This window comes from Micromonospora sp. LOL_015 (assembly GCF_048060275.1).
GTDB lineage: Bacteria > Actinomycetota > Actinomycetes > Mycobacteriales > Micromonosporaceae > Micromonospora_E.
Map to the genome: position 1 here is coordinate 19961 of NZ_JBHMIO010000019.1, position 23766 is coordinate 43726.

Consider the following 23766-nt stretch of genomic DNA (forward strand, 5'->3'; position numbering starts at 1 on the left):
GTCAGGCCCGCCCGCCGCTCGCGCCGACGGCCAGCAGCTCGCCGGCCGGCCGGTCCGGCTCCGCCGGTGGCGCGTCGGCCGGCAGGTGGAACACCGACCGCGGGGCCCGCCCGAACGCCTCGACGCACTGGCAGTACTTGCTGACCCGCACGACCGACAGGTTGGCCTGCGCGGCGAGGTCGGTCAGCCAGTACGGGACCCGTTCGTTCGCCTTCACCTCCATGATCGAACGCCACGGCGGGACGATGAACCGGTTTTCGGCGTCGACGCCCAGGTGCAGGTCACGGTCCCGACCCCGGACCCGGGTGTCCAGGGTGACCCGCAGGCCGAGATCGGCACCGGTGCCGACGAACGCCTGCCGGTGGTAGCCGGTGATCGCCACCGGGCGCAGGTCCAGACCGCTGACCAGGCCGAGGACCTCCTGCACGAAGCCCCGCTGCGGCTCGGCGTGGTCGATCATGGCGCGGCCGTCGCAGAGTTGACGGGCCAGTCGGTACGGCAGCGCGATCCGCCGTTTCTGGGTGACCCGGTTGACCCGCTGCTTGATCTCGACGTGGACGGTGGTGTCGTCGTCGATGCCGGTCCGGTCGCCGTAGTGCCGGATCCGCAGTTTGCGGCGGAACCGCAGCCCTTCGATCTTCTCCCAGTAGAAGCGCAGGTCGTCGGTGTCGTAGTAGAGGCTCCACACCCCGTACCCGGTGGTCCCCGCATGGCTGTCCCGGTCGAGCCGGCGGGCGAGCTGGTCACGCAGGGCGGGTACCGCCGCGTTGTCGACCAGGTACTTGATCTCGTACCGGTTGAACGCGTGCAGCCGGGTGACGCCCCGCAGCGCGTGGCCGGCCCGGTCGTCCGTGCCGTGGCCAGTGGCCGTCGGCGGTGCCGAATCGGGTCGCATGGGCAGGTCCTCACCTTCAGGTAGGGCGGATTCGGTGTGAAGGTGAGGAAACACCGCGCAGATCAAAACAACCTCGGAACGGACTGCGAACTCACAGCGGACGGCAGATGTCGGGAAGGTGGCCGCTGCTCGGCCACCCCACAGCCGGCTCCCAGCCGGCTCCGAGACTCCGCCGGTATGCATGGCGGATGACCTCATCCGCCGAGATCGGCCAGGCAGCCGACGCCGGACCGGACCGGGCTCCCCGGATCCTGGTCGTCGACGACGAGCCGAACATCTGTGCCCTGCTCGCCGCCACGTTGCGGCTGATTCGGTTCGACGTCCGGGTGGTCGACGGTGGCCGAGCCGCTCTGGTGGCGATCGAGGAGTTCGAGCCGGATCTGGTTGTCCTCGACGTGATGATGCCGGATCTTGACGGCTTCGAGGTGGCCCGGACGATGCGCCGGGGCGGCCGCCGGCATGTCCCTGTGCTGTTCCTGACCGCGCGGGACGCCGTGCAGGACCGGATCGCCGGGCTGACCGTCGGAGCCGACGACTACGTCGCCAAGCCCTTCAGCCTGGAGGAGGTGGTGCTGCGGATCCGGGCGATCCTGCGGCGTAGCGGCGTCGCCGACGAGCCCGAGCCGACCGACCGGGTGCTGCGCTACGCCGACCTGGAGCTGGACGAGGACGCCCACGAGGTACGCCGGGCCGGCCAGCGTGTGGACCTGTCGCCGACCGAGTTCAACCTGCTGCGGTATCTGCTGGTCAACGCCGGCCGGGTGGTCAGCAAGAGCCAGATCCTGGACCGGGTGTGGAACTATGACTTCGACGGCGACGGCCGGATCGTCGAGTCGTACGTCTACTACCTGCGTAAGAAGATCGACCAGCATGAGCCGGCGCTGATCCACACCGTCCGGGGGGTCGGCTACACGCTGCGACTACCCCGATCGGGCGGCGCCTGATGCGGCACCTGAACCGGTTCCGCTCCCGGATCACCGTGCGGCGGTGGTCGCACTGGACGCTGCGGTCCCGGCTGGTGCTGGCCACCGCGGTCCTCACCGCCGTCGCCCTGCTGCTGGCCAACACGGCCGGGTTGGTGCTGCTGCGGCAGAGCCTGACCGACCGGCTCGACGAGCAGTTGCGGCTGATGAGCCGACCGTACGCGGGGTCCGCGTCGCCCGCCCTCGACCCGGACGGTCACCGACCCCGCCTGTTCCCCGGTGCCTCTTTGCAACCGGCCCAGTCGGTCCTGCTGTACGCCGCCGACGGGACCCTCACCCAGCAGTTCTCCTCCGACCCGGATGCCGCCCTGCCGGAGGTGGACGACTATCCGGCGCTGGTCGAGCGGGCCGCTGCCCGGCGTTCCTACACAGTGCCCGCCGTCGACGGTGACGGGTCCTGGCGGGTGCTCGCGGTGCCGCGTGCCGACGGCGGGCTCGCGGTGGTCGGCGTCTCGCTGCGCCAGGTCGACGCGACCGCCGACACGCTGCTCATGATCGACGTCGCGGTGGTGCTGCTGATCCTGGTCCTGCTCGGTATGGTCGCCGCCGCGACGGTCCGGCTCGGGCTGCGCCCGCTGACCCGGATGGAACGCATCGCCGCCGAGATCACCGGCGGCAGCCTGGCCCGGCGGGTCCTCGACGCCGACCCGCACACCGAGGTCGGCCGGCTCGGCGGCGCGCTGAACTCGATGCTCGACCGGATCGGGTCCGAGGTTGCCGCCCGGACCGCCTCGGAGCAGCGACTCCGGCAGTTCGTCGCGGACGCGTCGCACGAACTGCGCACCCCGCTCACCTCGATCCGGGGATTCGCCGAACTGTACCGGCGGGGCGGGGCGACGCCCGGCCCGGAACTCGACGAGGCGATGCGCCGGATCGAGGCGGAGGCGGCCCGGATGGGGCTGCTGGTGGAGGACCTGCTGCTGCTGGCCCGGCTCGACCAGCGTCGGGAGCCGGTGCGTCGACCGGTGGATCTGCTCGCGGTCGCCGCCGACACGATCCGCGACGCGTCCGCACGGGCCCCCGATCGTCGGGTCCGGATGGCACCGGCCGGACCGGTCGGCTCCACCGCACCCGAACTGCAGCCGGTCGCACCCGAACTGCAGCCGGTCTCGGTGCCGGGGGACGAGCCGGCGCTGCGCCAGGTGGCAGCCAACCTGGTGGCGAACGCGCTGCAGCACACCCCGCCGACGGCCGAGATCACCGTACGGGTGGGGTATCTGCCGGCCGGCGCTGGCGGTGCCGTGTCGGACCGACCGCTCGCGGCGGTCGGGCGGGACCTGCCGGCGGACGCGCCGCTGGCGGTGATCGAGGTGACCGACACCGGTCCCGGCGTGCCGGCGGCGCACGCCGGGCGGGTCTTCGAGCGGCTGTACCGGGTGGATCCCAGCCGCACCCGGGGGCGGGGCGGCGGCTCCGGCCTCGGGCTGGCGATCGTCGCGGCGATCGTGGCCGGTCACGCCGGCCGGATCGAGCTGTACGACCGGCCGGGCGGTGGTGCCGTGTTCCGCGTACTGCTGCCCGGGCCGATGTTGTGCCGGCCCGCGCCGGCCCTCATGCTGTAGCCGGGGGTCGGTGCGGTCCGCGGTCCGGGCGGCCGGCCAGTTTGTTGGAGGAGTCCCGGTGCCACGGCGCGTCCTGACCGGTTACCTCGCGGTGCAGGCTGTCCTCGGCGCGGCGGTCTTCGGGGCCCCGGCTGTCGCCGCCGCCTGGTGGGGGGCGATCGGCGTCGTCAGCGTGACCGCGGTCGGTTGGGGAATCCACCGGCACCGGCCGCCTCGTCGGCTTCCCTGGCTGCTGCTGGCCGGCGGTGCCGGGGCGTTGGCGGTCGGCGATGTCCACTACGAGCTGTCGCGGCGTACGGTGGGCGCCACCGGCGACGTTCTGTCGCTGATCGCCGACCTCGCCTACCTGGCGACTTTCGGTCTGCTCGCCGCCGGGGTGCTCAGCCTGACCCGGATCACGGCGGCGTCGCGGGACCGGTCCGCTCTGCTGGACACGCTGGTGCTGGTCGTGATGACCGGCCTGGTCACCTGGACCCTGGTGGTCGGCCCGGCGGTCACCGATGTGGCTCTGCCGGCGACGGAGAAGGCACTGCTGGCCTTACAGGGCCTCGGTGGGGTGCTGGTCGTCGTGGTGATGCTGCGGCTGGCGGCCGCCGCCTGGCGGGATCCGACGGTGATCGGGCTGGCCGCCGGCGCGACCAGCATGTTCGCCGCCGACGTCTGGTACGCGACCGCCGAACTCAACGGCGGCTGGCAGCCGGGGCACCCGGCCGAACTCGGCTGGTACGTCTTCTACGTCAGTTGGGGGGTCGCCGCCCTGCATCCGAACATGGCCCGGCTGGCCACCCGGTCCGATCCGGGCCCGGACGACATCGTCGCGATGCGGGTCGGTCTGTTGACGATCACCTGTCTGACCGTGCCGTTCCTGCTGGTGATCCAGGCGTTCGCCGCAGAGCCGGCCGAGCTGCCCGACGGGCTGGTCACCGCTGCGGCGGCCGGTCTCACCATGTTGCTCGCGGTGGCCCGGGTGGTCGATTCGGTGACCGGGCACCGGGCCGCGGTGCACCGGGAACGGTCACTGCGCAGCGCCGGGATGCGGCTGCTGTCGGCCACCACGACCGCGCAGGTGGCCGAGATGGTCCGCCGGTCGGTCGGTGAGCTGCTGCCGGCCGGGACTGATCATCAGATCCTGTTCGCCGTGCGTCGCCCGGTGGCGGGGGCCGGCGGCGAGCCGCCCGACCCGGAGTCGGTGGCCGACTGGCAGCCACAGGTCGTCGTCGGCGACCCGTTGCCGGTGGACGCGGCGCGGCGGCGTACCCGGATCATGCCGACCCGGCTGTTGCATCCCGACCTGGCTGACCGGCTCACCCCGGCACCGGCCGCCCTGGTGGCCGGCCTGGCCGCGCCGGCCCCGTCCGCCGGGACCGGTACCGCGCTGCTGGTCGGGGCGGCGGGCGGGGTGCTGGCCGCCTGTCGGGACGCGATCGAGGTGGTCGTCGCTCAGGCGGCGCTGGCCCTGCACCGGATCGCCGCGACCGAGGAGGCCGCCCGGCGGGACCGGGACCGCTACCTCAATCTGGTCGCGGGCACCGCCGGCGACGCGGTGGTGATCGTCGGAGCGGACGACCGGATCCGGTACGCAAGTCCGCCGTGCAGCCGGTTGTTCGGCCTCGAGCCGGCGGTCCTCGCCGACTGGCGGGACCTGGTGCACCCCGCCGATCAGGCGCAGGTGTCCCGGACCCTCGGCGCGGCCGGTGACCGGGACGACGGTTCGGCGGTGGGTGACCAGTGGGTGCTGCGCCGGCCGGACGGCAGCCATGTGCTGCTCGAGGTGCGGTGCCGGGATCTGCGGCGGGTGCCGGGGGTACGCGGCCTGGTGCTGACCTTCAGTGATCTGGCTGATCAGCGTCGCCGTGACTCGGAGCTGGCGCTTCGCCGGATCGACCGCAGCGCGCCGGGGCAGAACCGACGCAGTCTCCGCCGCCGCTTTCGCTGACTATGACAGTGGATGTCGCTTTTGGTGGTTGTTCCGTTCCGTGCTGAACCGCAAACTAGCCTTGCCTGGCCCGTTGTGCGGCAGGGGTCGACCTGGTTAAGCTTTTCATGCGCGCCCCTATCGCCCGCTTCCCCCGTGGCAGGCGATCGGGGCGCGCTTCTTTTGTCTTTCAACACTCTCCGGCACCCTCGCCCACCTGCTGTCTCAGCCGACGCTACTGATCACAGTGGAGACTTGGGCCGGGAGCGTCCATGATCGGCTGACGGCACCCGTCCGGCGGTCGTCGACCACCGGACGGGCAGCGGGCCGGGAGCAGCCGGCGCGATGGTCAGATCCAGCGCCCGCCGAGCCACATCCGCGCCGACCAGTCCTCGTACGGCAGCGGCTCACCGACGAAGATCGGGTAGAAGTACGCGAAGCAGACGGCGACCAGCAGAACGTAGGTGCCGGCGACCACCGCGCCGACCAACCGCCGGTCGTTGCCGGCCGGATCGGCGACCGCCGTCCCACCCGACGGTGTGACGATCGCGCCGAGCACATAGGTCACCGCGAGGATCAGGAACGGCAGCGCCGGCGCGGTGTAGAAGGAGAACATCGTCCGGCCCTCGGTGGCGTAGTAGAACCACGGCAGCAGCCCGGCGGTCACTCCGGCGAGGATCGCACCGGCCCGCCAGTCCCGCCGGGCGATACCGAGCCAGACCAGCGCAGCCAGGGCCGGCAGGAACGACCACCACAGCAGCGGAGTGCCGAGCAGCAGTACCTCCTCGGCGCAGCTGGGTGCTCCGCAGGCGGTCTGGTCGGTCCAGTGGAAGGCGACCGGGCGGCCCAGCAGCAGCCACTGCCACGGCCACGACTGGTAGCGGTGCTCCGTCTCCAATGTGCTGTGGAAGCCGTACGCCTGGGTGTGGTAGTGCCAGAGGTTCTGCAGGGCGCCGATGACCGGCGCCTCGGACATGCCGTTGTCCGCCCGCCAGTGCCGCAGGTAGCCGCCGTCGGTCGCCAGCCAGCCCGACCAGCTGGCGAGGTAGGTGCCGAGGATCAGCACCCCGCCGAGGACCAGCCAGCCGATCTCGCCGAGCACCGCGTCCAGCCACGGCCGGCGGACCCCGGCGGACCGGCGGGCACCGGCCTCCCACCAGATCACCAGCAGGCCGAACACCGGGATGAACCACAGCGCGCTCCACTTGACGGCGAGACCGCAGCCGAGCAGCAGGGCCGCGATCAGCCGCCACCACGGTACGGCGAACGGCGGTCGGCCGGCCCGGCCCGGCAGAGTCGGGTCGAGCCCGGCGTCGACCGCCCGCAGCCACCGCCGCCGACTCCAGTCCCGGTCGACGACCAGCGCGGCGAAGGCAGCGAGCACGAAGAACGCGAGGAAGATGTCGAGCAGGGCGGTCCGGGACAGCACCAGATGGAAGCCGTCCAGGGCGAGCAGCAGCCCGGCCGTGCAGCCGAGGACCGTGGAGCGGAACAACCGCCGAGCCGTCCGGGTGATGATCAGCACCATCAGGATGCCGACCACTGCCGCCGAGATCCGCCAGCCGAACTCGGTGAAGTCGAACAAGCGGACGCCGAGCGAGATGATCCACTTGCCGAGCGGCGGATGCACCACGTACGCCGGGGTGTTGTTGGTCTCGTCCCACTCGAAGCCGTACTGGCGCAGCTCGTTGGCCTCGTTGGCGTAGTAGAGCTCGTCGAAGATCAGGCCCGGCGGGTGGCTCAGGTTGACCAGCCGCAGTACGCCGGCGATGGTCACCACCACGGCGGTGGCCAGCCAGGACCACGGCTCCAGCCAGTTGTCCAGCGGTGCCAGCCGGCGGCGGACCACGGCCGGCAGCCCGACCCCGCCGGTCGGCCCCGACGGCCCCGACGCCCCGGCGCCGCCCGGGTGGGGGCCCGTCGGGCCGGCGTCCGGTGGACGGACCGGCCGGTCCGCTGTCACCGTCACCGCTGGTTCACCGCTTGCCGCATCCGAGTCTGCCGCCGAGATCACCCCGTGATCGTAGGCCGCCGCCCGATGTCGCGGGACCTCCCCGCCGAAGAATATATTTCGGGTCGTCGATGCTCTGTGTCCTCGGGTGGTCGCCGTCGTGCCCCGGTCGGTCGATGTCAGACGCTCCAGGCGGCGGCCAGAAACCCGGCGGCCAGCAGGACCGGTGCCAGCAACGCGGCGACCGTGGCGCCCCGGCGGGCCGCCGCGCTGGCCAGCCGGCGGGCACCGCTGCCCCAGATCAGCAGTACGCCGAGCAGCACGGTCAGCCCCCAGCCGACCGACCACCGCAGGTGCAGCACGACCAGATCGGCCACGACGTACGCGGTGTCCCGTTCCCGGTGCAACATCCGGGCGGTCAGCTCGGCGCCGACGGCCTGGTCCACCGGCGGTACGCCGAACAGCCGTACCTGGTCGACGGTGAAGCCGGTCTGTGCGGCGAACTCGCCGAGACACCGTCGGCCCAACCCGTCGCCGGTGCAGTCGGTGACCGTGGCGGTGCCGGGGACGCCCCGGCCGACGGCCAGCCACAGCGGTTCGGCGCTGACCCAGCCGAGGAACGCCGCCGCCGCCGCGACGACCACGATCCAGGCGATGCCGGTCGCCGGCCGCCGGGTCCGCCGGGTCCGCGTCCGCCGCTGCTGGGCGACCGGGCGATCCAGCGGCCGCTCCGCTACCGGTGCCACGGTCCGCACCGGTCTGCCGTCCCGGGTCGCTGCGCCGGCACCCGGTTCGCGGGTGTCGGCCGGTCCGCCGGTGTCCGCCGGCTCGTCGGCGTCCGGGGTCACCGGCGTGGCCGGTTGGGCGGCGGCTGATTCGCCGCCGTGCCACCAGGTGCCCTCCGGCCCGGTAGTCGCCCAGGGGCTCGGCCGCCGCCGACGCTGCCCGGGAGCGCTCGCCGGCTCCCGGGTGGGCCGGGCGGTCGTCGGCCCGTCGGACTCCGGCATGCTGGGTTCCCCGGTCACCTCGCCATTCCACACCCCGGTACGTGAAGCCGGGGCGAACCCCTCCGGGCGTGTCGCGCTCCGTCGGGCGGCTCGGCAACCCGTTCGCGTACGCCTGGTGACACTAACTAGGCTGGTCGCATGAGTCACGTTCTCGCGGCGGTCGCCTGGCCCTACGCCAACGGGCCCCGCCACATCGGCCACGTCTCCGGTTTCGGGGTGCCCTCCGACGTGTTCAGCCGGTACATGCGGATGGCCGGTCACGACGTGCTCATGATCTCCGGCACCGACGAGCACGGCACGCCGATCCAGGTGCAGGCCGACAGCGAAGGGCTCAAGCCGCGCGAGCTGGCCGACCGGTACAACCGGGTGATCGTCGAGGACCTGCACGGGCTCGGTCTGTCCTACGACCTGTTCACCCGGACCACCACCGGCAACCACTACCGGGTGGTCCAGGAGCTGTTCGAGACGTTGCACCGCAACGGCTACATCGTTGCGGAGACCACCCTCGGCGCGATCTCCCCATCGACCGGTCGCACCCTGCCGGACCGCTACATCGAGGGCACCTGCCCGATCTGTGGCTACGATGCCGCCCGGGGCGACCAGTGCGACAACTGCGGCAACCAGCTCGACCCGGTCCAGCTGATCGAACCGCGCTCCAAGATCGACGGGGAGACGCCGAACTTCGTCGAGACCGAGCACTTTTTCCTCGACCTGCCGGCGTTCGCCCAGGCACTCGGCAAGTGGCTGGACACCCGCGACGGCTGGCGGCCCAACGTGCTGCGGTTCTCCCGCAACCTGCTCGACGACCTGCAGCCCCGGGCGATCACCCGGGACCTGGAGTGGGGCGTGCCGATTCCGCTGGACGGCTGGCGCGAGCGCGGCGACAAGCGGATCTACGTCTGGTTCGACGCGGTGATCGGCTACCTCTCCGCCTCGATCGAGTGGGCCCGGCGGTCCGGTGACCCGGACGCCTGGCGCCGCTGGTGGATCGCGGACACCGACGGCGAGGACGCCCGTGGCTACTACTTCATGGGCAAGGACAACATCGTCTTCCACTCGGTGATCTGGCCGTCGCTGCTGCTCGGCTACTCCGGCGAGGGCGACCACGGCGGCGAGCCCGGTCGGCTCGGTCGGCTCAACCTGCCCACCGAGGTGGTTTCCAGCGAGTTCCTGACCATGGAGGGTCGCAAATTCTCCTCCTCCCGCCAGGTGGTCATCTACGTGCGGGACTTCCTGGCCCGCTACGACGCCGACGCGCTGCGCTACTTCATCGCCGTAGCCGGCCCGGAGAGCCAGGACACCGACTTCACCTGGGCCGAGTTCCGGCGCCGCAACAACGACGAGCTGGTCAACGACTGGGGCAACCTGGTCAACCGGTCGATCTCGATGGCCGCCAAGAACTTCGGCGCCATCCCGCCGGTCGACCCGGCCGGGCTGACCGCCGCCGACGAAGCGCTGCTGGCGACCAGCCGGGCCGCGTTCGGCACGGTCGGCGCGCTGATCGAACGGCACCGGCAGAAGCAGGCCATCGGTGCGGCGATGCGGGTGGTCGCCGAGGCCAACCGGTACCTGTCCGACCAGGCCCCGTGGAAGCTCAAGGGCGAGGCGGACAAGCCCCGGATGGGCACCGTCCTGCACGTCGCCCTGCAGGTGGTCGCCGACGCGAACACCCTGCTCACCCCGTTCCTGCCGCACTCGGCGCAGAAGATCCACGAGCTGCTCGGCGGCACCGGCGTACACGCGCCGATGCCCCGGATCGTCGAGGTTGACGACCTCGACGTCGGGCCGGCCTACCCGATCCTCACCGGCGACTACCGCGACGGTGCCCGGTGGGAGTCCACTCCGGTCGAGGTCGGTCGGCCGCTGGCCGCGCCGAAGCCGGTGTTCCGCAAGCTCGACGAGTCGATCGTCGACGAGGAGCTGGCCCGACTCACCGGCTGACCGGTGACCGACTACCTGGCCGGGTTGCTGCTCGGCCTCGGCCTGATCATGCCGATCGGGCCGCAGAACGTCTTCGTGGTCAGCCAGGGGCCGGCGGCCGGCCTGCCGCGTGCGCTGTGGGCGGAATCCGGCCACCTGCCGGCCGGAGAGAACCTTCCTCATCCGGGCGCCACGCTGGACCGTGCGCCGGACCACGGTGATCGCCGGGTGATCGGCGGCCGTCGGCGTCTGGCTCAGCTGGTGCACGTCCGCCCAGCTGGCAGCTCCTCAGCCGGGTAGACCGCCCCCTCGAAGCGGACGTGCCGGCCGGCCGGGGCATCGGCGACGCCGCCCGGGTGGGCCGGTGAACCGGCCGGACCGGGACGTGTGATGCTGTCCGATGATGACGCAGCCAGCCGAGACCCGCCGGCAGCGGGCCGCCCGCCGGGCCGGGGAGTTCCCGCCGCCACCCGACCCGCTGCCCGTACCGGTGATCGACAGCCACACCCACCTGGACCTGACCGTCGCCGAACCGGCGGTGCCCGGCCGGGACAGCGGTGACCCGGTGGCCACCCTGATCGCCCGGGCCGCGTCGGTCGGCGTCGACCGGCTGGTCCAGGTCGGTGTCGACCTGGAGTCGTCGCGCTGGGGCGCGGACCTCGCCACGCGATCGCCGGCGGTGGTCGCCACGGTCGCCCTGCATCCCAACGAGGCACCCCGACTGACCGACCTGGATGAGGCGCTGCGCGAGATCGAGGCGCTGGCCGCCGCCGACCGGGTGCGCGGCGTCGGCGAGACCGGGCTGGACCACTTCCGGACCGGGCCGGACGGACTCGTCGCGCAGCAGGCCAGCTTCCGGGCGCACATCGCGATCGCCAAGCGGTACGGCAAGCCGCTGGTGATCCACGACCGGGACGCGCACGCCGACGTGCTGCGGGTGCTCGACTCCGAAGGCGCCCCGCAGACCGTGGTGATGCATTGCTTCTCCGGCGACGCGGATTTCGCCGCCGACTGCGTCCGGCGCGGCTTCGTGCTCAGCTTCGCCGGTACGGTCACCTTCGGCAACGCCGCCGGGCTGCGCGCCGCAGCCGCCGTGACGCCGGTCGAGCAGATGCTGGTGGAGACCGACGCACCGTACCTGACGCCGATGCCGCACCGGGGCCGGCCGAACGCCTCCTACCTGATCCCGCACACCGTCCGGCTGCTGGCCGAGGTCACCGGCACCGACCTGGCCGAGCTGTGCGCCGCGATCTCGGCCACCGGTGACCGGGTGTTCGGGCCGTGGTGAGCCGGTGACCGAGCTGCTCGGCCCGGCGCAGATCCGGGAGCTGGCCGGCCGGCTGGCGGTAGCGCCCACCAAACGGCTCGGGCAGAACTTCGTGCACGACCCGAACACGGTCCGGCGGATCGTGTCCGCCGCCGATCTGCCACCGGACGCGGTGGTGCTGGAGGTCGGCCCCGGGCTCGGCTCGCTGACCCTTGGCCTGCTCGACCAGGTACGCCACCTGCACGCGGTGGAGATCGATCCGGTGCTGGCCGGCGCGCTGCCGCCGACCGTCGCCGGCTGCGGCGGTGACCTCGCCCGGCTGACCGTGCACACCGCCGACGCGCTGCGGATCACCGCCGCCGGCCTCGGCGGGCCCAAGCCGACCGCGCTGGTGGCCAACCTGCCGTACAACGTGGCGGTGCCGGTGGTGCTGCACCTGCTCGCCGAGCTGCCCAGCCTGCGGCAGGGGCTGGTGATGGTGCAGAAGGAGGTGGCCGACCGGCTGGTCGCCGGTCCGGGCTCGCGCACGTACGGCGTACCGTCGGTGAAGCTGGCCTGGTACGCCGCCGCCCGCACCGCGGGTCGGGTCCCGCCGAGCGTGTTCTGGCCGGTGCCCAACGTCGACTCCGGGCTGGTCGCGTTCACCAGCCGGGAGCCACCGTCGGTGCCGGCGGGGCAGCCGGTGGACGGGTTCCGGCGGCGGGTCTTCGCCGTGGTGGACGCCGCGTTCGCGCAGCGCCGCAAGACGCTGCGGGCGGCGCTGGCCGGCTGGGCCGGCGGGGCGGACCGGGCGGCGGCGGTGCTGGCCATGGCCGGGGTCGACCCGGGTGCGCGGGGCGAGGCGTTGACCGTGGCGCAGTTCGCGGCGATCGCTGCGGCGGCGCCGCTGGCCGAAACGGTGGCCGAGTAGGCTGGCGCCCGTGATCGTGATGAGAGGTACCCGCGCGGCCCACCTCAGCCGGGGTATTTCCCGGTGACCGAGGCGTGGCGGCCGGGCGACGAGGACGACGGTTTCCGTCGCGGCGCGCGCAACTCGGTCAAGGTACGGGTGCCAGCCAAGATCAACCTGCGGTTGGCCGTCGGCCCGCTCCGGCCGGACGGCTACCACGAGGTGAGCACCGTCTACCACGCGATCGCGCTCTACGACGAACTGACCGCCCGGCGGGCCGACACCCTGATCCTGACCATGGACGGTGAGGGCACCGGCGAGCTGGCGCTGGACGACTCCAACCTGGTGCTGCGCGCCGCCCGGGCGCTGGCCGCGCACGCCCGGGTCCCCGCGCACGCCCGACTGCACCTGCGCAAGCAGATCCCGCTCGCCGCCGGCCTGGCCGGCGGCAGCGCGGACGCCGCCGCCGCGCTGGTCGCCTGCGACGAACTGTGGGGGACCGGGCTGTCCCGTGACGACCTGGCCGGGCTGGCCGCCGGCCTCGGCTCGGACGTGCCGTTCCTGCTGCACGGCGGCACCGCGCTGGGCACCGGCAGGGGCGAGGCGATCAGCCCGGTGCTGGCCCGACCCACCACCTGGCACTGGGTCGTCGCGGTCGCCGACGGCGGCCTGTCCACCCCCGAGGTGTACGCCGAGCTGGACCGGCTGCGGGCGGCCGGTGCGGCGCCGCCGCCGGTCGGCGCCGCCGACGAGCTGCTGGCCGCGCTGCGCCAGCGGGATCCGCAGGTGCTGGCCGGCGCGCTCGGCAACGATCTCGAGCCGGCCGCGCTGTCCATGCGTCCGGCGATCAAGCAGGTGCTGGCCACCGGGGTGGCCGCCGGGGCGCTGGCCGGCATGGTCTCCGGGTCCGGCCCGACCTGTGTCTTTCTGGCGGCGGACGCGGCCGGTGCGGGCACCGTCGCGGCCGCGCTCGACGACGCCGGGGTCTGCCGGGACGTACACCTCGCGCACGGCGCCGTCGCCGGGGCGAGGCTGGTCTGATGGTGAACATCGTCAATCTGGACCGGGTGTCCAAGGGCTACGGCGCAGTCGGGCAGTTGCTCACCGAGGTCTCGCTGGGCCTGGACGACAGCGACCGGATCGGCGTCGTCGGTCTCAACGGTGCCGGCAAATCGACCCTGCTGCGGCTGCTCACCAAGGCCGAGGAACCCGACGCCGGGCGGGTCACCCACCGCCGGGACCTGCGGGTCGCCGCGCTGCCCCAGACGCTCGAGCTGGCTGGCGACGCCACCGTACGGGACGTGGTGCTCGGCACCGGGTGGCTGGCCGAGGGGTTCGGCGCCGAGCACGAGTGGGCCGGCGACGCCGGGGTGCGTACCGTCCTGGACGGTCTCGGCATGCCGCACCTCGGCCTGGACCAGCCGGTCGGGCCGATGTCCGGCGGCGAGCGGCGCCGGATCGCCCTGGCCGCGTTGCTGATCCGTCCGGCCGAGCTGCTGATCCTGGACGAACCGACCAACCATCTGGACGTCGCCGGGGTGGCCTGGCTCGCCGCGTACCTGGTGCAGCGTCGCCGGGGCGCGCTGGTGGTGGTCACCCACGACCGGTGGTTCCTCGACGAGGTCTGCACCGACACCTGGGAGGTCGCCGACCAGACAGTCCGCGCCTACGAGGGCGGGTTCGCCGCCTGGACGCTGGCCCGCGCCGAACGGGAGCGGGTCGCGGCGGCCACCGAGGCCCGCCGGCAGAACCTGCTGCGTAAGGAGATCGCCTGGCTGCGCCGTGGCCCGCCGGCCCGTACCTCCAAACCGCGCTTCCGGATCGAGGCGGCGAACGCGCTGATCGCCGACGTGCCGCCGCCGCGCGACACCGCGTCGCTGCACCGGCTGGCCACCGCCCGGCTCGGCAAGCAGGTCTACGAGCTGGACGAGGTCACCGCGTACGCCGGGGACAAGCTGATCCTCGACGGGCTGACCTGGCAGATCGGTCCGGGGGACCGGTGCGCGATCGTCGGCGCCAACGGGGCCGGCAAGACCACACTGCTGCGGCTGCTGGCCGGGGTCCGCGCCCCGCAGCAGGGCCGGGTGATCACCGGGGCGACGGTCCGGCCGGCGTTCCTGTCCCAGGAGCTGGCCGAACTGCCCAGCGAGCTGCGGGTGCTGGAGGCGGTGGAGGAGGTCGCGCGCCGGGTGGTGTTCGGCGACCGGGAGTTGGCCGCCACCCAGTTCGCGGAGATGTTCGGCTTCACCGACCGACGGCTGTGGACCCCGGTCGGAGATCTGTCCGGTGGCGAGCGTCGCCGGCTGCAGCTGCTGCGACTGCTGGCCGCCGAGCCGAACGTGCTGCTGCTCGACGAGCCCACCAACGACCTGGACACCGACACCCTGGCGGCGCTTGAGGACCTGCTCGACTCGTGGCCGGGCACGCTGATCGTGGCCAGCCACGACCGGTACCTGATCGAGCGGGTCACCGACGAGGCGTACGGCATGTTCGGCGACGGCCGGCTGGTGCACCTGCCGGGCGGAGTCGACGAGTACCTGGCCCGAGCCGGCGGCGCCGCAGGTGCCGGGGCGGCGCGGGCCGCCGGTGCCGGCTCCGGGGCGGTTCGGCCGGCCGGTTCGGGTACGGCCGGCCCGGCGGGGGCCGGCGATCGGTCGGTGGGTGACGCCGCCGGTGGCGGGCTGTCCGCCGGTGACCTGCGGGCGGCCCGCAAGGAGCTGGCCCGGCTGGAGCGCCAGGTCGGCAAGCTGGAGCAGCAAGAGGCAGCGCTGCACGAGGAGCTGGCCCGGCATGCCACCGACTTCAACCGGCTCGCCGAGCTGGATGCCCGACTACGTGAGGTACAGGCGCAGCGCAGCCGCACCGAGGAGCAGTGGCTTGCCCTGGCCGAGCAGGTGAGTTAGACGGCAGGTGGCCGGGGCCACCCCCCGCTGGTCGCGGGCGATGAGCGACAATCGTCGGCGACCACCCCCCGTCGGCGTTGGAGCAGACCCCATGCACACCCCCGTCAACCACCCCGCCCGGCCGATCTACCGGGCGGTCGCCGCGCTGACCGGCCTCTACCTGGTGATCTTCGGTGTCGTCGGGATCATCGTCACCAGCGGTGACGCCCTCTTCGCGCAGAACGACAGCCGGGTGCTCGGTCAGGGCGCCAACCTCGGCTTTTCCGGGCTGTGTCTGGTGCTGGGCGTGGCCGTACTGGCCGGCGTGGGGCTCGGCCGCAACATCGACACGGCGATCAACAAGGTGCTGGCGTACGGTCTGATGGCGTTGAGCCTGGCCGAGTTGGCGGTGCTGCGCACCGACGCCAACTTCCTCAACTTCACGGTGAGCACCTGCCTGGTCGTGATGGTCATCGGCCTGGTGCTGCTGATGGCCGCCATGTACGGCCGGACCGGCACCGAGCAGGAGGCCCAGGCGTGGCGGGACGGCCGGCTGGTGCTCTGACCTGGTCCTGCGGCCGCCTACCGGTCGGTTCTGCTGCGCGCAGCCCACTCCCGGCGGGAGAATCCGGGGAAAGACGCCCGCGTCGCCGCGACGCGGGCCCCTGGTCGGCGACAGGAGCGGCAGCCATGGCGCACATCCCGGTCAATCACCCGCTGCGGCCGGTCTACCGGACGATCGCCGGGCTGACCGGCCTCTACGTGCTGATCTTCGGCATCGTCGGAACGGTGGCGACCTGGGGTGATCCGCTTTTTGCCCGGGACGACGTCTGGGTGCTCGGGCTGCGCACCAACCTCGCGTTCTCAATCTCCTCGATCGTCTACGGCGGGCTGATCCTGATCGGGGCGATCATCGGCGGCCGGGCCGGGCACCTTGCCAACCTCACCATCGCGGTGGTCTTCATGGTCACCGGCCTGCTGATGATGGCCCTGCTGCAGACCGACGCCAACTTCCTGAACTTCTCGATGTCGACGGTGATCGTGTCGCTGATCTTCGGGCTGGTCTTCCTGGCCACCGGCCTGTACGACAAGGTGGGGCCGGTCGAGGCGGCCGGCGACGAGGAACGCTACCGGCGCGGCGCGCACCGACCGGCCGAGCGGGCCCGGCGGTGAGCGTACCCAGACCCGACCTGACCCGGCGGTCAGTGGTTGCGGCGTCGGGTCAGCAGGGTGGGTTTCGCTTCCAGGTGGGACAGGCCGTTCCAGGCCAGGTTGACCAGGTGCGCGGCGACCGTCTCCTTGCGCGGCTTGCGTACCTCCAGCCACCAGCGCCCGGTCAGCGCGACCATCCCGACCAGCGCCTGGGAGTACAGCTCGGCGAGCTTCGGGTCGTACCCCCGGCTCTTGAACTCGGCACCGAGGATGTGCTCCACCTGGTGCGCCACGTCGTTCATCACGCTGGAGAAGTTGCCGGCGGCCGACAGCAGCGGCGATTCGCGCACCAGCACCCGGAAGCCGTTCGTCTCCGCCTCGATATAGTCCAGTAGCGCCAGCGCGGCCTGCTCCAGCAGCTCCCGTGGGTGCCCGGCGGTCAGCGCGTTGGTGATCCGGTCGAGCAGGGCGCGGACCTCCCGGTCCACCACGACCGCGTACAGCCCTTCCTTGCCGCCGAAGTGTTCGTACACCACCGGCTTGGATACCTTCGCCCGAGAGGCGACCTCCTCGATGGAGGTGGCGTCGAACCCCCGTTCGGCGAAGAGCTGCCGCCCGATGGTGATCAGCTGTTCCCGCCGCTGCGCGGCCGACATGCGGACCCGGGAGTTCGATTTGGCCGGCACCGCCGGTGGTGGTGGCGGTGCCGGTGTGCCGCCCGGTAAAGGGTCACCGTTGGTGGTTGGGTTGTCCGTCACTTGGCTCATCCTGCCAGTGCCGGGCCACCGGGTCGGTGCCCGCACCGACCCGGTGGGTAACCGTACCGGCCGCGGACCGGCTCAGCCGGCCGGCTTGACCAGCTTGGCCGCGATCCGATCGGGCTTCGGCCAGCGGACGTTGGAGACCGCGCCGGTCTTCTCCAGCAGCCAGATCACCCGCGCGGAGATGTCGATCTGCCCGCGCAGTACGCCGTGCCGTGCGCAGGTAGGGTCGGCGTGGTGCAGGTTGTGCCAGCTCTCGCCGAAGGACAGGATGGCCAGCGGCCAGAAGTTCGACGCCTTGTCGCCCTGCCGCACCTCGAACGGCCGTTCCCCGTAGACGTGGCAGACCGAGTTGATCGACCAGGTGATGTGGTGCAGCATCGCCACCCGGACCAGGCCGGCCCAGAAGAACGCGGTCAGCGCACCCTGCCAGGACCAGGTGACCAGGCCGCCGATCGCGGCCGGGGCGAGCATGGTGAACACGACCAGCGCCGGGAAGAACTGGTCGATGCGACGGATGTCCTTGTCGGCGAGCAGGTCGGGGGTGAACCGCTTCTGGTTGGTCAGGTCCCGGTGGAACAACCAGCCGACGTGGGCGTAGAGCAGGCCCTTGGTCAGCCCCCAGACGCTGGTGCCGAACCGCCAGGGGGAGTGCGGGTCACCTTCGATGTCGCTGAAGGCGTGGTGGCGGCGGTGGTCGGCGACCCACTGGATCACGTTGCCCTCGATCGCCAGCGAGCCGGCGAGCGCCAGGGTGATCCGCAGCCACCGCTTCGCCTTGAACGAGCCGTGGGTGAAGTACCGGTGGAACCCGACGGTGATGCCCAGTCCGGCCACCACGTAGAAGACCAGCCCGATGGCGACGTCGGTCCAGCCCAGCCAGCCGCCCCAGGCGACCGGTACGGCGGCGATCAGCGCCAGGAACGGGACGGTCACGAAGGCACCGAGGACGATCAGCACACCGATCGACTGTTTGCCGACGGTCAGCGGCTTGGGGGCGGGTCCGGGGTTGGTCTGTGGTGGCTCGAGTAGGGCGGTTGACATGGCACCTCGCAGCGGTGACGGTTCGACCGCGGTGCGCCGGGGCGTTCCAGCCGGTGCGGCGGCCAGCGGTGAAAGAACGGGAACTTACGCCTACGTCACCGTAACCTACGGAGCCGTAGTTTTCTACGGTCGAGTTCCGGAGCCGGGTCGGCGTGCGTGTCCACCCGGCCCGCCCGTGCCGGGCGACGGGAGTACGCCGGACTCCGCCCGGCACGCTAGGCTGTCTCCGTAGCACGATCGGCCGTGGTGTAATTGGCAACACCTCGGGTTTTGGTCCCGATATTCTAGGTTCGAGTCCTAGCGGCCGAGCTTCCCGTGACATTGAGCCTCGCTGTCGTGATGCTGAGTGTCTCGTCTGGTCAAGTAGAACGTGCCGCCGCCCTGACGGGAGCATTTCTCGTGATCCAGCCCCGGTCCCGTACCGTGGTCGTCCTCGCTGCCGGCGAAGGCAAGCGGATGAAATCGGCGCTACCCAAGGTGCTGCACCCGCTGCTCGGCCGGACCCTGGTCGGGCACGTCCTCGCCGCCGCCACGGCCGCCGCCGCCGAGCGCACCCTGGTCGTCGTCGGACACCGCGCCGAGCAGGTCACCGCCCACCTGTCGGAGATCGCCCCGGCGGCCGTACCGGTGCTGCAGGCCGAGCAGCACGGCACCGGGCACGCGGTCCGGCTGGCGATGGCGGCCGCGCCCGACGCCACCGGCACGGTCGTGGTGCTCAACGGCGACGTGCCGCTGCTGCGCCCGGAGACGGTGGCCGAGCTGATCGAGGCGCACGAGTCGGCCGGGGCGGCCGCCACCGTCCTGACCGCCGAGGTCGCCGACCCAACCGGGCTGGGCCGGATCGTCCGCGACCCAACCGGCGGCCTGGAACGCATCGTCGAGGAGCGCGACGCCAGCCCGGAGCAGCGCCGGATCCGCGAGATCAACGCCGGGATCTACGCCTTCGACGCGGCCGGACTGCGCGACGCGCTCGGCAAGCTCACCACCGACAACGACCAGGGCGAGGAGTACCTGACCGACGCCGTCGGCCTGCTCGCCGCCGCCGGAGCACCGGTCGGCGTGCACATCGCCACCGACGTGACCGAGACCCTGGGCTGCAACGACCGGGTGGAGCTGGCCCGGCTGCGCCGGCTGCTCGCCGACCGGGTCAACGAGGGCTGGATGCGCGCCGGGGTGAGCATCCTCGACCCGGCCACCACCTGGATCGACGTGACAGTGCACCTGGAACGCGACGCCGTCGTCGAGCAGAACACCCAGCTGTACGGCACCAGCACGGTCGGTGCCGAGGCCACCGTCGGGCCGGACGTCACGCTGATCGACACCGCCGTCGGCGCGGGCGCGACCGTGCTGCGGTCGCACGCCGTGCAGGCCCGGATCGGCGCCGGCGCGAGCGTCGGGCCGTACGCCTATCTGCGCCCGGACGCCCAGCTCGACGAGCGGGCCAAGGTCGGCACCTTCGTCGAGGTGAAGAAGTCGCAGATCGGCGCGGGCGCCAAGGTGCCGCATCTGAGTTACGTCGGGGACGCCACGATCGGCGCCCGGGCCAACATTGGTGCGGCGACGATCTTCGTCAACTACGACGGGGTGCACAAGAGCCACACCACAGTGGGGGAGTCCGCCTTCGTCGGCTGTGACAGCAGCCTGATCGCCCCGGTCGAGATCGGCGCCGGTGCGTACGTCGGAGCAGGCAGCGTGGTGAACCGGGACGTGCCGCCCGGCGCGCTCGCCGTCACCCGGGCCCAGCAGCGCACGGTCGACGGCTGGGTGCGGTCCCGCCGGCCGGGCACCGCCGCCGCGACGGCCGCCGAACGCGCCACGGCCGGTACGGTCGGTGCCGGGAACGGGCCGGCCGACGCCGGGAACGGGCAGGTCGGGGCTGGGAACGGTGAAGCGGCCCACCATCACGGTGCCACTGACCCGGTTCCGGGAGATACTGCGTCTGACTAGTCCAGCGGCGCACGGCCCAGCCAGGTCGGCGTCCGCAACCACCCTGACGGGAGCAGACGTCTCGATGGGCAGCATCGTCGCCGAGAACCGCAAGAGCCTGATGCTTTTCACCGGCCGGGGTTTCCCCGAGCTTGCCGAGGAGATCGGTGAAGTGCTCGGCATCGCACCCACCCCGGCCGACTCGTACGAGTTCTCCAACGGCGAGATCTTCGTCCGGTACAAGGAGTCGGTCCGCGGCTCGGACGCGTTCGTCGTCCAGTCGGTCACCCACGGTGTCAACCGCTGGGTGATGGAGACCCTGATCATGATCGACGCGCTGAAACGTGGCTCGGCCAAGCGGATCACCGTGGTGCTGCCGTTCTACCCGTACTCGCGTCAGGACAAGAAGCACCGCGGCCGGGAGCCGATCTCCGCCCGGCTGATCGCCGACCTGCTGCGCACCGCCGGCGCGGACCGGATCCTCACCGTCGATCTACACACCGCGCAGATCCAGGGCTTCTTCGACGGCCCGGTCGACCACCTCTTCGCGATGGACATCCTGGCCGGCTACGTCGAGAGCCGGTTCGCCGGGCGGCCGATGACCGTGGTCGCGCCGGACTCCGGCCGGGTCCGGGTGGCCGAGCGCTGGACCGACCGGCTCGGCGGCTGCCCGCTGGCCTTCATTCACAAGACCCGGGACCCGCTCAAGCCGAACCAGGTGGTGGCGAACCGGGTGGTCGGCGACGTCGAGGGCCGGGTCTGCCTGATCGTCGACGACATGATCGACACCGGTGGGACGATCACCAAGGCGGCGGAGATCCTCTACGACGCGGGTGCGTCGGACATCGCGGTGGCGGCCACCCACGCGTTGCTGTCCGACCCGGCGACCGAGCGGTTGAAGAACAGCCGGATCAGCGAGGTGGTGGTGACCAACACCTTGCCGTTGCCCGCGGAGAAGCAGTTGGACAAGCTCACCGTACTGTCCATCGCGCCGCTGTTGGCCCGGGCGATCCGCGAGGTCTTCGACGACGGCTCGGTGACGACGCTGTTCGGCGGGCTGAGCTGATTCATGGCCCGCGCCTGCGGGCTGGGCCGCCCGCACAGGGACAGGGGTACTGCCTGAATCTGTTCACCAGCCTCGGGTAGACTGGTGCGGTTGCCACGGCGAGGGTGCCCTGCGGGCCGCTGCTGACGAAGCGCTGCCGCCCGGAGCACCGTGATCGACGCGGTGCTCCGGGCACTGCCCAGTTGGACGAGCGCCCAGCGTGCCCCTTCGCCCGGCACCGCCGACATCGCGTCCGTCTCTCCGGAGCCGGATCAGGTTCCCCCGCACGCACTGCCGAAACTCCAGGAGTACTCCCGTGTCCGAGGTAAAGATCAGCGCCGAGCCCCGCACCGAGTTCGGTAAGGGTGGTGCCCGCCGTACCCGCCGGGCCGGCAAGGTGCCCGCCGTGCTGTACGGCCACGGCGAGAAGCCCAAGCACATCGCGCTGCCCGCCCGTGAGTTCGCCGCCGCGATCCGGCACGGTGGCGCCAACCAGCTGTTCGCCATCGACATCACCGACGGCACCCAGGCGCTGGCGTTGACCAAGGCGATCCAGCGTGACCCGGTCAAGGACACCTTCGAGCACGTCGACCTGCTGCTGGTCCGCCGTGGTGAGAAGGTCACCGTGGACATCCCGGTGCAACTGGCCGGCGAGCCGGCCAAGGGCACCCTGGTGATGCACGAGCACGACACGCTGTCGGTCAGCGCCGAGGCGACCCGGGTGCCGGAGTCGCTGGAGGTCTCGATCGAGGGCTTGGAGCCCGGTTCGCACGTCACCGCTGGCGACGTTCAGCTGCCGGGCGGGGTCGAGCTGGCCGTCGACCCGACGACCGTGCTCGTGGTGATCTCCGCCGCACCGACCGCCGCCCAGACCGGCGAGGAGACGGCCGAGGAGCCCGTCGCCGAGGGCGCCGCGGAGCAGCCGGTCTGACCTGCCGTTCGACGATCCGGGCGTCCCGCTGCCGGCCCTGCCGCGGCGTGACGCCTTGATCCGTTTCAGGAGGTGTGGTGGAGACGGCGCCGTGGCTGGTCGTGGGGCTGGGTAACCCGGGCCGGGAGTACGCCCGCAACCGGCACAACGTCGGGTTCATGGTCGCGGACCTGCTCGCCGGTCGGCTGGGTGTCCGGTTGAGCCGGCACCGTAGGGCGGCGGCCGAGTCCGGCGAGGGGCGACTCGGCCTGGGCGGCCCGAAGCTGGTGCTGGCGAAGCCGCTGACGTACATGAACCTCTCCGGCGGCCCGGTGGCCGCGTTGGCGAAGTTCTACAAGGTGCCGGTCGAGCAGATCGTCACAGTGCACGACGAGCTGGATATCGACTACGGTCGACTGCGGGTGAAGCAGGGCGGTGGAGAGGGCGGCCACAACGGGCTGCGCTCCATGTCCCGGTCGCTCGGCAGCAAGGAGTACCTGCGGGTCAGGTTCGGGATCGGGCGTCCGCCCGGTCGACAGGATCCAGCAGATTATGTTTTGTCAGATTTCTCGACAACTGAACGCAAGGAACTCGACTTTCTCGTCGATCGGGCCGCTGACCTGGTGGAAGCGGTGGTCGTCCGGGGGCTCGAGTGGGCCCAGAACACGTACCACAGCAGCTGAGCGGCGGCTGTGGCGTTACATCTGGGACAGCTGGATCGTGAACCGGGCAGCACACCGCCCGTGGATTCCGGTGGACGGCCCGGCGTCCGCCGGGCAGGTACGAGAGGAGCCAGATGAGCACGCCGCCGGTAACCGATGCCGCATTCGCCCGATGGCTCGCCGGGCGCGCCGGCGAGTCGCTGCTCCAGGTCCGTGAGGAGCTGGGGTACGCCGACCCGACCGCGCTCAAGGCGGCCGGTGACAAGGTCTCCCACGACCTGCTCCGTACCGAGCTGGCCCGCTGGCGGCCGGCGGACGCGGTGCTGTCGGAGGAGGACGACGGCGCCCGCCAGGCGCTGCCGGACCCGGACGCCGAGATCTCGACGGACGCCGGGCCGTCCCGGCTCACCGCCGACCGGGTGTGGATCATCGACCCGCTCGACGGCACCCGGGAGTTCTCCGAGGAGGGCCGCGCCGACTGGGCGGTGCACGTGGCGCTCTGGTCCCGCAGCGGCTCCACCCCGCACCGGCTGGTCGCCGGCGCGGTGGGACTGCCCGCCCAGCACCGCACGATCAGCACCGAGCACCCGCCGCCGTACCCGCCGATGCCGGCGGCGGCGTCGGCCGGCGGCGCGATCCGGCTGGCCGCCAGCCGCAGCCGGCCACCGGCCTTCGTCACCGCCCTCGCCGAGCAGCTCGGTGCCGAGCTGGTGCCGATGGGCTCAGCCGGTGCCAAGATCGCCGCGGTGATCGCCGGCGACGCCGACGCCTACGTGCACGCCGGCGGCCAGTACGAGTGGGACTCGGCCGCGCCGGTCGCCGTGGCGACCGCCACCGGTCTGCACGCTTCCCGGATCGACGGATCTGCGCTGCAATACAACGAGGCCAACCCGCGGCTGCCAGATTTGGTGGTCTGCCGACGGGATCTTGCCAGCAAACTGCTCGCAGCGTTGCGACAGCATCTGCAGGTATCCTGACCCTCTATCTCCAGCTTG

21 protein-coding genes and 1 tRNA gene are annotated in these 23766 nt (G+C 72.1%); 17 read left to right on the forward strand and 5 right to left on the reverse strand.

Going from position 1 to position 23766, the window contains the following annotated elements:
• Nucleotide 1: 1 nt before the first annotated feature.
• Nucleotides 2-895, reverse strand: coding sequence for a polyphosphate polymerase domain-containing protein (locus ACFHWU_RS16715; RefSeq protein ID WP_416590982.1), 894 nt, complete (start codon nucleotides 893-895; stop codon nucleotides 2-4).
• A 188-nt stretch (nucleotides 896-1083) separates the two neighbouring features.
• Here ACFHWU_RS16715 and ACFHWU_RS16720 point away from each other — a divergent pair, with 188 nt between their 5' ends.
• The 3 genes from ACFHWU_RS16720 to ACFHWU_RS16730 are packed head-to-tail and all read left to right on the forward strand — an operon-like array spanning nucleotide 1084 to nucleotide 5376.
• On the forward strand, nucleotides 1084-1839 hold the full coding sequence (locus tag ACFHWU_RS16720; protein ID WP_416556887.1) for a response regulator transcription factor: 756 nt from the start codon (nucleotides 1084-1086) through the stop codon (nucleotides 1837-1839).
• 8 nt (nucleotides 1840-1847) lie between these two features.
• Nucleotides 1848-3440, forward strand: a complete 1593-nt coding sequence (locus ACFHWU_RS16725; RefSeq protein WP_416556919.1) for an ATP-binding protein — start codon at nucleotides 1848-1850, stop codon at nucleotides 3438-3440.
• Nucleotides 3441-3498: 58 nt separating this feature from the next.
• A complete protein-coding gene (locus ACFHWU_RS16730; RefSeq protein ID WP_416590983.1) occupies nucleotides 3499-5376 on the forward strand; it encodes a PAS domain-containing protein in 1878 nt (625 codons plus the stop codon).
• A 328-nt stretch (nucleotides 5377-5704) separates the two neighbouring features.
• On the opposite strand, the gene ACFHWU_RS16735 is transcribed toward ACFHWU_RS16730, so the two are convergent.
• Together ACFHWU_RS16735 and ACFHWU_RS16740 are read right to left on the reverse strand one after the other, a co-directional pair.
• Nucleotides 5705-7369, reverse strand: coding sequence for a dolichyl-phosphate-mannose--protein mannosyltransferase (locus ACFHWU_RS16735; RefSeq protein ID WP_416556889.1), 1665 nt, complete (start codon nucleotides 7367-7369; stop codon nucleotides 5705-5707).
• A gap of 116 nt (nucleotides 7370-7485) precedes the next feature.
• Entirely contained in the window at nucleotides 7486-8331 is an 846-nt protein-coding gene (locus ACFHWU_RS16740) for a hypothetical protein (protein ID WP_416590984.1), read from the reverse strand.
• A 120-nt stretch (nucleotides 8332-8451) separates the two neighbouring features.
• Between ACFHWU_RS16740 and metG the strand changes: the two genes are divergently transcribed.
• From metG to ACFHWU_RS16780, 8 genes are all read left to right on the forward strand, one after another.
• Nucleotides 8452-10254: a methionine--tRNA ligase gene (metG, locus tag ACFHWU_RS16745; RefSeq protein ID WP_416568995.1), complete on the forward strand. Its 1803-nt coding sequence runs from the start codon at nucleotides 8452-8454 to the stop codon at nucleotides 10252-10254.
• A gap of 3 nt (nucleotides 10255-10257) precedes the next feature.
• Nucleotides 10258-10533, forward strand: a complete 276-nt coding sequence (locus tag ACFHWU_RS16750) for a hypothetical protein (RefSeq protein WP_416556892.1) — start codon at nucleotides 10258-10260, stop codon at nucleotides 10531-10533.
• A 103-nt stretch (nucleotides 10534-10636) separates the two neighbouring features.
• Nucleotides 10637-11521, forward strand: a complete 885-nt coding sequence (locus tag ACFHWU_RS16755) for a TatD family hydrolase (RefSeq protein WP_416556893.1) — start codon at nucleotides 10637-10639, stop codon at nucleotides 11519-11521.
• A gap of 4 nt (nucleotides 11522-11525) precedes the next feature.
• Nucleotides 11526-12410 (forward strand): 16S rRNA (adenine(1518)-N(6)/adenine(1519)-N(6))-dimethyltransferase RsmA, encoded by an 885-nt coding sequence (gene rsmA / locus ACFHWU_RS16760; protein WP_416556894.1) that lies wholly within the window; start codon nucleotides 11526-11528, stop codon nucleotides 12408-12410.
• Nucleotides 12411-12473: 63 nt separating this feature from the next.
• Nucleotides 12474-13430 carry a 4-(cytidine 5'-diphospho)-2-C-methyl-D-erythritol kinase gene (locus tag ACFHWU_RS16765; protein WP_416590985.1) on the forward strand — a complete coding sequence of 319 codons (957 nt, stop codon included), beginning with the start codon at nucleotides 12474-12476 and terminating at the stop codon, nucleotides 13428-13430.
• On the forward strand, nucleotides 13430-15292 hold the full coding sequence (locus ACFHWU_RS16770) for an ABC-F family ATP-binding cassette domain-containing protein (protein WP_416590986.1): 1863 nt from the start codon (nucleotides 13430-13432) through the stop codon (nucleotides 15290-15292). The genes ACFHWU_RS16765 and ACFHWU_RS16770 overlap by 1 nt, the downstream gene beginning before the upstream one ends.
• A gap of 91 nt (nucleotides 15293-15383) precedes the next feature.
• Nucleotides 15384-15836 carry a DUF4383 domain-containing protein gene (locus ACFHWU_RS16775; RefSeq protein WP_416556897.1) on the forward strand — a complete coding sequence of 151 codons (453 nt, stop codon included), beginning with the start codon at nucleotides 15384-15386 and terminating at the stop codon, nucleotides 15834-15836.
• Nucleotides 15837-15961: 125 nt separating this feature from the next.
• The gene (locus ACFHWU_RS16780; protein ID WP_416556898.1) at nucleotides 15962-16444 is read left to right on the forward strand and encodes a DUF4383 domain-containing protein; all 483 of its coding nucleotides are present in this window, start codon (nucleotides 15962-15964) and stop codon (nucleotides 16442-16444) included.
• A gap of 29 nt (nucleotides 16445-16473) precedes the next feature.
• Here ACFHWU_RS16780 and ACFHWU_RS16785 read toward each other — a convergent pair whose 3' ends face one another.
• Complete coding sequence (locus ACFHWU_RS16785) at nucleotides 16474-17079, reverse strand: TetR/AcrR family transcriptional regulator (protein ID WP_281555416.1); 606 nt, start codon at nucleotides 17077-17079, stop codon at nucleotides 16474-16476.
• Nucleotides 17080-17262: 183 nt separating this feature from the next.
• Nucleotides 17263-18228 carry an acyl-CoA desaturase gene (locus ACFHWU_RS16790; RefSeq protein WP_416556899.1) on the reverse strand — a complete coding sequence of 322 codons (966 nt, stop codon included), beginning with the start codon at nucleotides 18226-18228 and terminating at the stop codon, nucleotides 17263-17265.
• Between the two features lie 237 nt (nucleotides 18229-18465).
• Here ACFHWU_RS16790 and ACFHWU_RS16795 point away from each other — a divergent pair.
• From ACFHWU_RS16795 to ACFHWU_RS16820, 6 genes are all read left to right on the forward strand, one after another.
• A tRNA-Gln gene (locus ACFHWU_RS16795) sits at nucleotides 18466-18537 on the forward strand.
• A 147-nt stretch (nucleotides 18538-18684) separates the two neighbouring features.
• Nucleotides 18685-20175, forward strand: a complete 1491-nt coding sequence (glmU, locus tag ACFHWU_RS16800) for a bifunctional UDP-N-acetylglucosamine diphosphorylase/glucosamine-1-phosphate N-acetyltransferase GlmU (RefSeq protein ID WP_416556920.1) — start codon at nucleotides 18685-18687, stop codon at nucleotides 20173-20175.
• A gap of 64 nt (nucleotides 20176-20239) precedes the next feature.
• The gene (locus tag ACFHWU_RS16805; RefSeq protein ID WP_416556900.1) at nucleotides 20240-21220 is read left to right on the forward strand and encodes a ribose-phosphate diphosphokinase; all 981 of its coding nucleotides are present in this window, start codon (nucleotides 20240-20242) and stop codon (nucleotides 21218-21220) included.
• 295 nt (nucleotides 21221-21515) lie between these two features.
• Nucleotides 21516-22130, forward strand: a complete 615-nt coding sequence (locus tag ACFHWU_RS16810; protein WP_416556901.1) for a 50S ribosomal protein L25/general stress protein Ctc — start codon at nucleotides 21516-21518, stop codon at nucleotides 22128-22130.
• A 74-nt stretch (nucleotides 22131-22204) separates the two neighbouring features.
• Nucleotides 22205-22792, forward strand: coding sequence for an aminoacyl-tRNA hydrolase (gene pth / locus ACFHWU_RS16815; RefSeq protein ID WP_416556902.1), 588 nt, complete (start codon nucleotides 22205-22207; stop codon nucleotides 22790-22792).
• Nucleotides 22793-22905: 113 nt separating this feature from the next.
• Nucleotides 22906-23748 carry a 3'(2'),5'-bisphosphate nucleotidase CysQ gene (locus tag ACFHWU_RS16820; RefSeq protein ID WP_416556903.1) on the forward strand — a complete coding sequence of 281 codons (843 nt, stop codon included), beginning with the start codon at nucleotides 22906-22908 and terminating at the stop codon, nucleotides 23746-23748.
• The last annotated feature ends 18 nt before the right edge of the window (nucleotides 23749-23766 follow it).

What these genes read in the sequence shown, in the direction of transcription:
- ACFHWU_RS16715 (WP_416590982.1), bottom strand. Translation starts at nt 895, where the DNA reads ATGCGACCCGATTCGGCACCGCCGACGGCCACTGGCCACGGCACGGAC.
- ACFHWU_RS16720 (WP_416556887.1), top strand. Translation starts at nt 1,084, where the DNA reads ATGACCTCATCCGCCGAGATCGGCCAGGCAGCCGACGCCGGACCGGAC.
- metG (WP_416568995.1), top strand. Translation starts at nt 8,452, where the DNA reads ATGAGTCACGTTCTCGCGGCGGTCGCCTGGCCCTACGCCAACGGGCCC.
- ACFHWU_RS16755 (WP_416556893.1), top strand. Translation starts at nt 10,637, where the DNA reads ATGACGCAGCCAGCCGAGACCCGCCGGCAGCGGGCCGCCCGCCGGGCC.
- ACFHWU_RS16770 (WP_416590986.1), top strand. Translation starts at nt 13,430, where the DNA reads ATGGTGAACATCGTCAATCTGGACCGGGTGTCCAAGGGCTACGGCGCA.
- ACFHWU_RS16775 (WP_416556897.1), top strand. Translation starts at nt 15,384, where the DNA reads ATGCACACCCCCGTCAACCACCCCGCCCGGCCGATCTACCGGGCGGTC.
- ACFHWU_RS16780 (WP_416556898.1), top strand. Translation starts at nt 15,962, where the DNA reads ATGGCGCACATCCCGGTCAATCACCCGCTGCGGCCGGTCTACCGGACG.
- ACFHWU_RS16785 (WP_281555416.1), bottom strand. Translation starts at nt 17,079, where the DNA reads ATGTCGGCCGCGCAGCGGCGGGAACAGCTGATCACCATCGGGCGGCAG.
- ACFHWU_RS16790 (WP_416556899.1), bottom strand. Translation starts at nt 18,228, where the DNA reads ATGTCAACCGCCCTACTCGAGCCACCACAGACCAACCCCGGACCCGCC.
- glmU (WP_416556920.1), top strand. Translation starts at nt 18,685, where the DNA reads ATGAAATCGGCGCTACCCAAGGTGCTGCACCCGCTGCTCGGCCGGACC.
- ACFHWU_RS16805 (WP_416556900.1), top strand. Translation starts at nt 20,240, where the DNA reads ATGGGCAGCATCGTCGCCGAGAACCGCAAGAGCCTGATGCTTTTCACC.
- ACFHWU_RS16820 (WP_416556903.1), top strand. Translation starts at nt 22,906, where the DNA reads ATGAGCACGCCGCCGGTAACCGATGCCGCATTCGCCCGATGGCTCGCC.